Annotated in this window: 14 protein-coding genes and 1 riboswitch; of the genes, 10 read left to right on the plus strand and 4 right to left on the minus strand. The window is 66.8% G+C overall.

The window, feature by feature from the left end; translation table 11 throughout:
• The coding region (locus B1964_RS08075; protein WP_366664267.1) for a PUA domain-containing protein at positions 1-352 on the plus strand (352 nt) is incomplete at its 5' end.
• Here the strand turns inward: B1964_RS08075 and B1964_RS08080 are convergent.
• The 3 genes from B1964_RS08080 to ectB form a co-directional block, all read right to left on the minus strand.
• Positions 296-1285, minus strand: coding sequence for a Sir2 family NAD-dependent protein deacetylase (locus tag B1964_RS08080; protein WP_079929449.1), 990 nt, complete (start codon positions 1283-1285; stop codon positions 296-298). The two genes, B1964_RS08075 and B1964_RS08080, sit on opposite strands and share 57 nt — an antisense overlap.
• 112 nt (positions 1286-1397) lie before the next feature.
• A complete protein-coding gene (locus tag B1964_RS08085) occupies positions 1398-1832 on the minus strand; it encodes an ectoine synthase (RefSeq protein WP_006371279.1) in 435 nt (144 codons plus the stop codon).
• Complete coding sequence (gene ectB, locus B1964_RS08090) at positions 1829-3112, minus strand: diaminobutyrate--2-oxoglutarate transaminase (RefSeq protein ID WP_006371280.1); 1284 nt, start codon at positions 3110-3112, stop codon at positions 1829-1831. Before ectB ends, B1964_RS08085 begins: the two co-directional genes overlap by 4 nt.
• Between ectB and B1964_RS30380 the strand changes: the two genes are divergently transcribed.
• The gene (locus B1964_RS30380; RefSeq protein WP_155828369.1) at positions 3111-3257 is read left to right on the plus strand and encodes a hypothetical protein; all 147 of its coding nucleotides are present in this window, start codon (positions 3111-3113) and stop codon (positions 3255-3257) included. The two genes, ectB and B1964_RS30380, sit on opposite strands and share 2 nt — an antisense overlap.
• 84 nt (positions 3258-3341) lie before the next feature.
• Here B1964_RS30380 and ectA read toward each other — a convergent pair whose 3' ends face one another.
• A complete protein-coding gene (gene ectA, locus B1964_RS08095) occupies positions 3342-3869 on the minus strand; it encodes a diaminobutyrate acetyltransferase (protein ID WP_014359730.1) in 528 nt (175 codons plus the stop codon).
• Between the two features lie 232 nt (positions 3870-4101).
• On the opposite strand from ectA, the gene rsmD reads away from it, so the two are divergent.
• The 8 genes from rsmD to B1964_RS08135 form a co-directional block, all read left to right on the plus strand.
• Positions 4102-4701: a 16S rRNA (guanine(966)-N(2))-methyltransferase RsmD gene (gene rsmD, locus B1964_RS08100; protein WP_079929450.1), complete on the plus strand. Its 600-nt coding sequence runs from the start codon at positions 4102-4104 to the stop codon at positions 4699-4701.
• A gap of 12 nt (positions 4702-4713) precedes the next feature.
• Positions 4714-5202: a pantetheine-phosphate adenylyltransferase gene (gene coaD, locus B1964_RS08105; RefSeq protein ID WP_006371284.1), complete on the plus strand. Its 489-nt coding sequence runs from the start codon at positions 4714-4716 to the stop codon at positions 5200-5202.
• Between the two features lie 162 nt (positions 5203-5364).
• A riboswitch (SAM riboswitch) is annotated at positions 5365-5473 on the plus strand.
• Positions 5474-5605: 132 nt separating this feature from the next.
• Positions 5606-6616, plus strand: coding sequence for an amino acid ABC transporter permease (locus B1964_RS08110; protein ID WP_014359732.1), 1011 nt, complete (start codon positions 5606-5608; stop codon positions 6614-6616).
• Positions 6613-7410: an amino acid ABC transporter ATP-binding protein gene (locus B1964_RS08115; RefSeq protein WP_079929451.1), complete on the plus strand. Its 798-nt coding sequence runs from the start codon at positions 6613-6615 to the stop codon at positions 7408-7410. Before B1964_RS08110 ends, B1964_RS08115 begins: the two co-directional genes overlap by 4 nt.
• A gap of 114 nt (positions 7411-7524) precedes the next feature.
• Complete coding sequence (locus B1964_RS08120; protein ID WP_079929452.1) at positions 7525-8580, plus strand: ABC transporter substrate-binding protein; 1056 nt, start codon at positions 7525-7527, stop codon at positions 8578-8580.
• 78 nt (positions 8581-8658) lie between these two features.
• Positions 8659-9378: a GNAT family N-acetyltransferase gene (locus B1964_RS08125; RefSeq protein WP_216354232.1), complete on the plus strand. Its 720-nt coding sequence runs from the start codon at positions 8659-8661 to the stop codon at positions 9376-9378.
• Between the two features lie 137 nt (positions 9379-9515).
• Positions 9516-10331 (plus strand): DivIVA domain-containing protein, encoded by an 816-nt coding sequence (locus tag B1964_RS08130; RefSeq protein WP_014359736.1) that lies wholly within the window; start codon positions 9516-9518, stop codon positions 10329-10331.
• 74 nt (positions 10332-10405) lie between these two features.
• Positions 10406-10911: DUF177 domain-containing protein (locus B1964_RS08135; protein WP_079929454.1), on the plus strand; the 506-nt coding region annotated here is incomplete at its 3' end.

Raw genomic sequence — 10911 nt, forward strand, 5'->3', positions numbered from 1 at the left:
GGCGTCGGTCGGCACGGTCTTCGCCGCACGCCCCGACCGGCTGTCGTCGCGGCGATTCTGGGTGCGCCACGCCGCCGACGCCCGCGGACAGATCGCCATCGACGACGGCGCGGTCGCCGCGGTGGTGAAGCGCAGGCGCTCACTGCTGGCGGCCGGGGTGATCGGGGTGCGCGGCGGGTTCTCCGAGGGCGACGTCGTCGAACTGGTCGACGCCGCCGGTTCGGTGTACGCACGGGGGGTCTCGTCCTATGCGGCCGACGATGTCGCCCGGATGGTGGGTCGCTCGACCTCAGAACTACCGGAACAGTTGCGGCGCCCGGTGATCCACGCCGACGACCTGGTGCCCGTCTGACGGTTCGGTGAGCCGGTCTGCTCGTCCCCGGTCTGCTCGTCCCCGGTCTGCTCGTCCCCACTGTGCGAGGGCAGGCAGGACGACGCCGCAGAAGTGGTCGATCTTCAGATCGGCGATGTGGTCTGCACGGGTGGCACCGCGATTGACCACCACCAGCGTCTTGGAGGTGCGGTGGGCGTACCGCGCGAACCGCAATCCGCTCATCACGGTCAGCGACGACCCGGCGACCAGCAGCGCATCGCTCTCGTCGATCATCGCGAACGATTGTGCGACAAGTTCTCTCGAAGCGTTCTCGCCGAAGTACACGATGTCGGGTTTGAGGATGCCACCGCATCGCGGGCAGGGTGCGACAACGAAATCGGCGGTGTCGTCGAGTGCTACGTCGGCGTCGGGGGCCACCTCGATCGCACCGCGGCCGGACACCCGGGCCGCGAAGTCCGGGTTGAGGTCCTCGAGCATCTCCGCGAGCCGGTGACGCGACAGGGTCGCATCGCAGTCCAGGCAGCGCACTCGCCCGTAACAACCGTGCAACTCGACCACCCGGCGGGTTCGCGCCTTGGTGTGCAGCATGTCGACATTCTGGGTGATGACACCGGTGAGGCGTCCCTGGCGTCCGAGTTCGGCGAGCGCATGATGACCGGCGTTGGGAGTCGCGGCGTCCATGTGGCGCCAACCGAGGTGATTGCGTGCCCAATAGTGGCGGCGGAATTCCGGGGAGGACAAGAACATCTGCACGGTCATCGGTGTGCGGGCCGGCGCGCCGGGACTGCGGTAGTCGGGGATACCGGAGTCGGTGGAGAGGCCTGCGCCGGTCAGGGCGGTGATCCGGGCCCCGTCGAGCAGTGCCGAGAGCCGATCGAGGGCGACATCGAGGCGCTCCTCGAGCGGGGTCGGTTCGGCGGGGGTCCAGCCGATCTGCAGACGGGTACGCACCTCATCCAGGATAGGGCCACCACGCGAGTTGCCCGCGCACTCCGCATGCTCACTCGGTGAGCGGCAGGGGAGTGCACGGGCAACTCGTGGACGACCGGTGACGGCCGGTGTGTCAGACGTCGGCGGTCTCGGCGTGCTTGCCGGACGGCTGTTCGGGCACGGTGACCAGCGGGTAAACGCCGTCCTCGTCGTGCACCTCGGTACCGACCACCGGCGGATTGAACACGCACAGCATGCGCATCTGCGTCTGCGCGGTGACGGTGTGCCGCTCGTGACCGTTGAGCAGATACATCGTGCCCGGAGCCAGGGGATAGGTCTCGCCGGTCTCCCGGTCGAGCAGGGTGCCGGTGCCCTCGACGAGCCATACGGCCTCGATGTGGTTGGCGTAGTGGAATTCGTTGACACTGCCGGCGTTGATGGTGGTCTCGTGGAACGAGAACCCGACCCGGTCTCCGCCGAGCACGATGCGCTTGGACACCCAATTGCCCTTGGGGTCGGCGACGTCTCGGTCGGTTCCGGTGATCTCGTCTGTGGTGCGGACGATCATGCGAGCACCTCCTCGGTGGCATCGGCGAGGATCCCCAACCCGTGGTCGAGATCCTCGGTGGAAATGGTCAGCGGCGGAAGGAGTTTGACGACCTCGTCGGACGGACCGGAGGTCTCGGCGAGCAGGCCGGCGCCGAAGGCGGCGGCGCACACCTTGCCGGCGTCGGCGGGCTCGGCGAACACCAGTCCGCGTGCCATGCCGCGGCCGCGGGTCGAGACGCCCTCGTGCCGGGCGGCGAGCGTGGAGAGCACCTCGTTGATCTGTCGGCCCTTCATGTGGACGTCACGGGAGAGCGAATCGTCGGACCAGTAGTGCTCGATCGCCTTGGCCGCGGTGACGAACGCGGGATTGTTGCCGCGGAAGGTGCCGTTGTGCTCGCCCGGCGACCACACATCGAGGTCGCGGCGGATGAGCACGAGTGCCAGCGGCAACCCGTATCCGCTGATCGACTTGGACAGCGTGACGATGTCGGGCTTGATCCCGGCCTCTTCGAAGGAGAAGAACTCACCGGTGCGGCCGCAGCCCATCTGCACGTCGTCGACGATCAGCAGGATGTCGCGACGCCGGCAGAGCTCGGAGAGCGCACGCAACCACTCCGCGCGCGCGACGTTGACCCCACCCTCGCCCTGCACGGTCTCGACGATGACCGCCGCGGGCAGGTTGAGTCCGCTGCCGGAGTCGTCGAGCACCCGCTCGAACCAGCTGAAGTCCTCGACGGCCCCGCCGAGGTAGTTGTCGAACGGCATCGGGGTCGCGTGCACGAGCGGGATACCCGCGCCGGCGCGCTTCATCGAGTTGCCGGTCACCGACAGCGAGCCGAGGGTCATGCCGTGGAACGCGTTGGTGAAACTCACGATCGATTCACGGCCGGTGACCTTGCGGGCCAGCTTCAGTGCCGACTCGACGGCGTTGGTGCCGGTCGGTCCCGGGAACTGGATCTTGTAGTCCAGATCGCGCGGCGCGAGGATCTTGGAGGTGAACTCCTCGATCAGCCGACCCTTGGCCACGGTGGCCATGTCGAGACCGTGGGTGATGCCGTCGGATTCGATGTATTCGAGCAACGCGGACTTGAGGACCGGGTTGTTGTGGCCGTAGTTGAGCGCACCGGCCCCGGCGAAGAAGTCCAGGTAGCGGTCGCCGTTGGTGTCGGTCAGCCACGACCCACGAGCCTGGCCGAACACCGTCGGCCAGCTGCGGCAGTAACTGCGGACCTCGGATTCGTGTTGGGTGAAGACCGAATCATCGATCGAGGTCTTCTTGGCGGTGGGTTGGTCGTTCATGGTTATTCCTCCAATGTGGGAAATCTGTGAGGCCGTCGCCCGGGGCGCGCGTCGCGTCGCCACCGCAGGTGAGATCCGCACAGAGCGGATCGGCGTGGCCCGCGCGGGGATACCGGTGCGCACCAACATGTACGGAGCAACCTGATCGACACATGTTGTGCGGAACCATCTTTGACCGTGTGGCTGGTGGATCAGGACCGGCTCGGGAGCCGACTCCTGTTGCCCGGGATCAGGGTTCGGGAACCTCGGGCTCGAGCAGATAGAGGTCCTCGGGCTCGTGTGCGTCCGGGAAGTCGCCGGCGGCGAAAAGGTCGCGCCGGGCGAATCGGAGTCCGCGAGCGGCAGCCACCGATGCGAACAATCGTTGCGAGGCAACGTTGTCGGGGCTGATGGTGGTGTGCATGGCCACCACCCCGCGTCGTGCGGCACGATCGAAGAGTCGATGCAGCATCGTTGCTGCGATCCCGTGACCGCGATACGCGTCGTCGACCGCGACCTGCCAGACCATGAGGGTCGACGGGTCGGACGGACGTCGATATCCGGTGACGAATCCTGCAGTGCGGCCGTCGACCTCGGCGACGATGGACGTCTCGGCGAAGTCTCGGCACCACAGTACGTAGGCGTAGCTGGAATTCACGTCGAGCACCTGGGAGTCCTTGGCAATCTCCCAGAGTCGGGTACCGTCGGCCACCGAGGGAACCCGGTAGTCGAGAGTGAGAAGGGGTGATGGGGCCGTTCTTGTGTGGGACGGGCTCATAACGCATTCGACGTTAACAACGTGTGTCGACGAATTCACCTGCCTGCGTCAATCGGTGGGGAAATGCCCCCTCAATGCCCAGTTCATCCGGTATTTGTGATGCGGGACACAAACGTTTGCGACGACTCGCTGCGGGTGGGCGAATTGTCCGGCGGCGACCGCGGTGACGACCCGGTGGCGCCGCCCGTCGAGGGGGACGGCTCAACCGAATCGGCAATGGGAGAATGGTTCGGTGACCCGGATCATCGCCGGCCGCCACGGCGGACGACCACTGAAGGTTCCCGACGCCGGGACCCGGCCCACCTCCGATCGGGTGCGCGAGGCGGTGTTCAACATTCTCGACGCCCGGATCGATCTGGAGGGTGCCGCCATCCTCGACCTCTATGCCGGGTCCGGTGCGCTGGGCCTCGAAGCACTCTCCCGTGGCGCGTCCTCGGCCGTGTTCGTCGACAGCCGTCGTCGCGCCACCGCTGTCGTCACCGCCAACCTGAGGGCGCTCGGCGTCGCCGAGGTGGGCCGGGTGATCACCGCACCGGTGTCGGCGTTCCTGGCCGGCCCGGCCCGAGCGGAGGTCCCGGCCCGAGTAGGTGTGACGGGTCGCTTCGATGTGATCTTCTCCGACCCGCCCTATGCACTCACCGACGACGAGGTGCACGGTGACCTCGCGGCGCTCGGCGCGGGCGGTTGGCTCGCCGACGGTGGCCTACTGGTCCTCGAGCGGGGCCGCCGGGCCACGACGAGATGGCCGGTCGGCTGGGAGGTCGTCACCGACAAGTCCTACGGCGACACCACGGTGCAGGTCGCGCGAGTCACCGGCGGGGAGGCCGGGTAGGTTCTGCAGAGTATGACCAGTGCGGTGATCCCCGGCTCCTTCGATCCCTTCACGCGCGGCCACCGTTACGTCGTCGAGCGGGCTGCTGCGTGTTTCGACGAGCTGGTGGTCACCGTTGTCGTCAATCCCAACAAGCGCGGCCTGTTCTCGGTCCCGGAGCGGCTCGAACTGATCCGGGAGGACTGCGCCGATCTGCCCAATGTGCGGGTGGATCAGTGGACCGGCCTGCTCGTCGACTATCTCAGAGAGAACGCGATCCACTCCATCGTCAAGGGTCTGCGCTCGTCGGTGGACTTCGACTACGAGCTTCCGATGGCGCAGATGAATCGTGAGCTGGCCGACGTCGAGACCGTGTTCCTGCTGACCGATCCGCGCTTCGCGCACGTCTCGAGTTCGCTGGTGAAAGAGGTCGCCAAGCTCGGCGGCGACGTGACACCTTTTCTCTCCCCGCACATCCACCGGCGCCTCGAGGCGATCCTGGCCGGTGAACGCAGCGTCTGACGAACGCAGCGTCTGACGAACGCAGGTCTGAGGAACGCAGCGTCAGACGAATAACGCAGCGTCAGACGACTATGGTGTCCGACGCCGACGCCACGAGACTTTCACTCATCGACGAATGTAAATACTGACCGCTGCGGCGCGCGGTATTAGCGTGAGCGAGACGGTCATGAGCGTCAACGTCAAGCCCTGGCTGGTTGACCGGCAACCCTCGCATCGCGGTGGGGTGCCCCAGGTGACGACCGGATCGGGAATGTCCCGATAAGCGTGATGGAAACGGCCACAACGATTTCGTGAGGAGTCGTCGTGCCGTCGTGGTCGTCGGTACCCGCGGGATACGCCCGGGGTGTCGTCGGGCACGCCTCTCCTCGCGTGCCCCGTTCCCCGGTTGGAGGAGAGTGCCGACATGTCCGCCCCATCGCCGTCCACGAGTGCCGATCCACACCCGGCGCCGTCGGGGGACTCGCACCCGTCGTCGGCGGGCACGACTACGCCGCCGGTCGCCGAACGCGTTGCGCCCCTGCGTCATCCCGGCCGGTGGGTTCTCGCCGCGATCGTGCTCATCGTCGGCGCGCAGTTGGTCCACGGCCTGGCCACCAACGCGTTCTTCCAATGGGATCGGTTCGGGTACTGGTTCTTTCGCCCCGTCATTCTCGAAGGCCTCGGAGTCACCTTGGAGGTCGCAGCGTACAGTGCGGTGCTCGCCCTGGCCGTGGGTATCGTCCTGGCGCTGATGCGGCTGTCGAACAATCCCGTGCTCGCGGCGGTCAGCTGGGGTTACGTCTGGTTCTTTCGATCGATCCCGCTGATCGTACTGCTCCTCATCCTGTTCAACTTCGGGGCGCTCTACCAGAGTCTGAGTATCGGTGTTCCGTTCGGCCCGGGACTGTTTCATTTCTCCGAGGCCGATCTCGCCACCCCGTTCCTGATCGCCGTCATCGGTATCACCGTCCACGAGGCGGCGTTCGCCGCCGAGATCGTGCGCGGCGGCATCCTGTCGGTCGACGCGGGCCAACACGAAGCCGCTGCCGCACTGGGCATTCCACGTCGGTATCACTTTCTGCGCATCACATTGCCGCAGGCTCTGCGGTCCATCGTGCCGTCGTATGTGAATCTGCTGATCGGGCTGATCAAGTCGACATCGCTGGTCTACTACGTGTCGCTACTCGATTTGTTCGGCGTGGTCTCGACCCAGTCGAGCACCTATTCCGGTGACATCATCCCACTGCTGATGGTGGCGACGGTCTGGTATGTGATCCTCACCAGCGCCGTCTCGATCGTGCAGTTCTACGTCGAGCGCTACTTCGCGCGAGGGGCGGTCCGCACCCTGCCCCCCACGCCGATACAGCGATTGCGGTTCGCTGTTGCCGGCGCTCGCCGGAGCATCGCCCTGCGTCCCTGGGAGCGTGCCGCATGACGCGCGCCGCCATCACACCGGACACGACGTCGACCGGTGCCGAGGTGCAGATCGTGGGCGCCCACCGCTTCTACGCCGACCACCACGTCCTCAAGGGCATCGACCTCACGATCCGCCCGGGAGAGGTGACGGTGATCCTCGGACCCTCGGGCTCGGGCAAGTCGACCCTGCTCCGTGCCGTGAACCATCTCGAACGGCTTGACGCAGGCCACGTCAGCGTGGGCGGCGAACTGATCGGCGTCCGCCGTACCGGCGGCCGTCTCCGGGAATTGCCCGAACGCGAGATCCTGCGACAGCGACGCCGCATCGGCTACGTCTTCCAGTCGTTCAACCTGTTCTCCAACCTCACCGCCGGCCAGAATGTCGCGGCACCACTGGTCTCGACCGGCCGGATCACCCGCGCGGACGCCGAGCGAGCTGCCCGCGCACTCCTTGCGCGCGTGGGACTCTCGGACAGGTACGACGCATATCCGCGCCAGCTCTCCGGCGGTCAGCAACAGCGGGTCGCCATCGCCCGGGCGCTGGCCGTCGAGCCGGGGGTGCTGCTCTTTGACGAGCCGACCTCGGCGCTCGATCCCGAGCTCGTGGGCGACGTCCTCGCGGTGATCCGTGATCTCGCCGCCACCGGCACCACCTTGATCGTGGTGACCCACGAGATCGGCTTCGCCCGCGAGGTCGCCGACACCATCGTCTTCCTCGACGACGGCCGCATCGTCGAGCAGGGCACCCCGGATCAGGTCCTCGATCATCCGACACACCAGCGCACCAAGGACTTCCTGCTCCGAGTGCTCTGACCGCCACACATCGACCACCACACACCGACTCACCGACCGCCACCACCGTCGACGACCCCGCCGGGGCACGTCGTCATCCTCCCTGCCGTCACACCCCAGAAACGGAGTAACTCCATGTCACCAACGCGTTCCGCCGATCGCGTCACCCCCCGAACGCGCGCTCGTCGCCGGGCCGCGACGCGGCTCGGTGCCGTCACCGTGGCACTCGGCCTCGTCGGCGGTCTGCTCACCGCGTGCTCGGGCGGTTCCACCGACGCCGCGCAACCATCCGGAAAGCCGGGCGACGTCGTCATCGGGGCGGTGTCCAACGGCGCCGCCAACCAAATCGATGTGACTGTGCCGCAGGTCGATTCGATTCGCAACGCGCTGCCGGCGGCGGTGCGTGACTCCGGGGAGCTGTCGATCGGGATCGGGGCACTGCCCTCGGGGTATCCGCCTCTGGCGTTCATCGGGTCCGATCAGCACACGCTGACCGGCGCCGAACCCGACCTCGGCCGCCTCGTAGCGGCTGTCTTCGGGCTCACACCGGTGATCACCAACGCCACGTGGGAGAACCTCTTCGTCGGAATCGACAGCGGGCGAACAGATGTCGGATTCTCCAACATCACCGTCACCGAAGAGCGCAAGGAAAAATACGACTTCGCGACCTACCGCAAGGACGAAATCGCCTTCGAAGTGCTCAAGGCGAGCTCCTGGAACTTCGACGGCAACTACGAGAGCCTTGCGGGCAAGAAGGTGGCCGTCGGGTCGGGCACCAACCAGGAACGCCTACTGCTGGAGTGGCGGGACAAGCTCACCGCCGAGGGCAAGACCCTCGACGTCGTCTACTTCCCGGACGCCAACTCGATCAACCTGGCCCTTGCCTCGGGCAAGATCGACGCCTACCTCGCGCCGAATCCGAGCATCTCCTATCACGTCCGGCAGACCGCGGGCACCCCGAAAGCCACCCGTGTCGCCGGCACGTATTCCGGGGCCGGGTCGACGCTGCAGGGATTGATCGCGGCCACGACGAAGAAGGGTGACGAACTCGTCGGGCCGCTCGCCGACGCGATCAACCACCTGATCACCACGGGTGTGTACGCGAAGTGGCTGGCCGCGTGGAACCTCTCCGCCGAGGCCGTGCCGACGTCACAGGTGAATCCGCCCGGTCTGCCGCGCAACGACAGCTGAGGTGGCCGGGATGAAGACGGGTGGGACAGAGAGGGGCGGGATGGAAAAGGAGTCGTGCCGATGGGACATCATCGAGTCATGAGTGAGCGCACGGCTGATGCTTCGCCGATGCCCCGTTTGGGTGTCGACGTCCTCGACGATCCGGTCCGATCGTCGCTGACCGGTCACCACCGGCATCTCGCGCAACGGCGCGGACGGGTGTTGCGCTACCGACGCGACGTGTCGGTGTTCGCGGCGTTCCCACTCGATCCCGGCCCCGCGGATTGGTCGGACGCCGTAGAGCTCTTCGGTCCCGGTGGCACACTGCCGATCTCGGGGTCGATGCCGACGCCGCCGCCCGGCTGGGCGACGACGATGGCCCTGCCCGGTGTGCAGATGATCGCCCGTGCCGTCGAGTCCGCACCGGATCCGGCGGCGGTGATCCTCACCGACGACGACGTCCCCGAGATGCTCGACCTCGTCGCCCGCACCCGACCCGGGCCGTTCCTGCCGCGCACCATCGAGATGGGCACCTATCTCGGACTCAGGCACGGTGGCGCGTTGATCGCGATGGCAGGGGAGCGACTACATCCGGCCGGCGCCACCGAGATCAGTGCCGTGTGCACCGATCCGGCACACCGGGGTCGGGGGCTGGCGTCGCGTCTGGTCCTGGCTGTCGCCGACGGGATCGTTCGGCGCGGTGAGATCCCGTTCCTGCACACCGCGGCCGAGAACGTCACGGCGATCCGCCTCTACGAATCACTGGGCTTCGAACTGCGCAAGGAGCTGGTCTTCGGGTCGTTCCGGATACCCGACTGACCGCACACCCTGTTGCGTTCGCGTACCACGCGACACGCCGATCACTGTGACCTCCGTAGTCACACACATCCCATTCGGCACAATAGTCACAGACGTTTCACCAGATGACCATTGGCGTGAGCCGGATTGGGGTGGCTGTGTACCGGGTATTTGAAGCGCTCGACGAACTCGTTGCGATCGTCGAGGAGGCGCGGAGTGTCCCCATGACCGCCGGATGTGTGGTCCCGCGGGGAGATGTGCTCGAACTGCTCGACGACATCAAGGACTCGATCCCGGGTGAGCTCGACGACGCCCAGGACGTTCTCGACAGCCGTGACTCGATGCTCGAGGACGCGCGTTCGCACGCAGACACCGTGATCGGCAACGCCGATTCCGAGTCGGAAGCGGTGCTCGCCCACGCCCGTGCCGAGGCCGACCGCATCCTCGCCGACGCCAAGTCGCAGGCCGACCGCATGGTCGACGAGGCAAGCAATCACGGCAAGTCCCTCGTCGAGGACGCGACCGAAGAGGCTCGGCGGCTTTCGTCCAGCGCGGCCCGCGAATTCGAGGCCGTCACCGGGCGGGCACGCGCCGAGGCGCAGCGCACCATCGACGCCGCGAACAACACCTACGACAAGTCGGTCGCCGACGGCATTGCCGAACAGCAGCGTCTGGTGTCCGAGGCCGAGGTCGTCGCCGCCGCGAAATCCGAGGCCGAGCGCATCATCGACGCGGCACACGCCGAGGCCGACCGGTTGCGCGGTGACTGCGACGTCTACGTCGACGAGAAGCTGGCGCAATTCGAGGAAACCCTCACCAACACCCTGCGGTCGGTGAACCGCGGTCGCCATCAGCTGCGTACCGGCGCGGGCATGCACGATTACGTCGAATATCCCCGCAGCGTCGACCACGATCCGGCCCGCGGTCGGGCCCGGTCCGAGGCCGCCGACGACGTTTCGCCGCTCGCGGTCTGAGTCCGCGAAGCGGTGCCGACACGGGCCGGGCGAGCTCATTCGAGGATTCGCTGACCCGGGCGTATGGTGCATCTGTGGCCGAAAACGCAGTGACCCCAGGTGTGAGCACGGGTGAGGCATCCGCGCACGCCCGTGATCCCTTCGTGCTCGACATCCGCTCTCTCGGACGTCGTCCGGGGACGATGACCGAGGTGCACCGGACCGCCGTGACACCCGAACGGCTCGGGCTGGAGATGATCGGTATCCCCGCCGCGTCCGAGGTGGATCTCGACCTGCGACTCGAGTCGGTGAGCGAGGGAGTTCTCGTCAGCGGCACGGTCTGCGGCGAAACCGAGGGCCAGTGTTCGCGGTGTCTCGAACCCGTCGACGGGACCGTCACCGTCTTCCTGACCGAGCTCTTCGCCTATCCCGACAGTGAGACCGAGCAGACCACCGACGCCGACGAGATCCACCGCATCAACGACGACCGGATCGACCTCGAGCAGTCCATCATCGACGCCGTCGCGCTCGAACTGCCGATGTCGCCGTTGTGTACCGAGGACTGTGAGGGCCTGTGCAGTGTGTGCGGTGTGCGCATGGC

The organism is Gordonia sp. i37, assembly GCF_002043085.1.
Classification (GTDB): Bacteria; Actinomycetota; Actinomycetes; order Mycobacteriales; family Mycobacteriaceae; genus Gordonia; species Gordonia polyisoprenivorans.

Excerpts from the sequence above, each read along its gene's own strand:
- B1964_RS08085 (WP_006371279.1), bottom strand. The coding sequence starts at position 1,832 with ATGATCGTCCGCACCACAGACGAGATCACCGGAACCGACCGAGACGTC.
- B1964_RS30380 (WP_155828369.1), top strand. The coding sequence starts at position 3,111 with ATGGTTATTCCTCCAATGTGGGAAATCTGTGAGGCCGTCGCCCGGGGC.
- ectB (WP_006371280.1), bottom strand. The coding sequence starts at position 3,112 with ATGAACGACCAACCCACCGCCAAGAAGACCTCGATCGATGATTCGGTC.
- ectA (WP_014359730.1), bottom strand. The coding sequence starts at position 3,869 with ATGAGCCCGTCCCACACAAGAACGGCCCCATCACCCCTTCTCACTCTC.
- coaD (WP_006371284.1), top strand. The coding sequence starts at position 4,714 with ATGACCAGTGCGGTGATCCCCGGCTCCTTCGATCCCTTCACGCGCGGC.
- B1964_RS08110 (WP_014359732.1), top strand. The coding sequence starts at position 5,606 with ATGTCCGCCCCATCGCCGTCCACGAGTGCCGATCCACACCCGGCGCCG.
- B1964_RS08115 (WP_079929451.1), top strand. The coding sequence starts at position 6,613 with ATGACGCGCGCCGCCATCACACCGGACACGACGTCGACCGGTGCCGAG.
- B1964_RS08120 (WP_079929452.1), top strand. The coding sequence starts at position 7,525 with ATGTCACCAACGCGTTCCGCCGATCGCGTCACCCCCCGAACGCGCGCT.
- B1964_RS08125 (WP_216354232.1), top strand. The coding sequence starts at position 8,659 with ATGAGTGAGCGCACGGCTGATGCTTCGCCGATGCCCCGTTTGGGTGTC.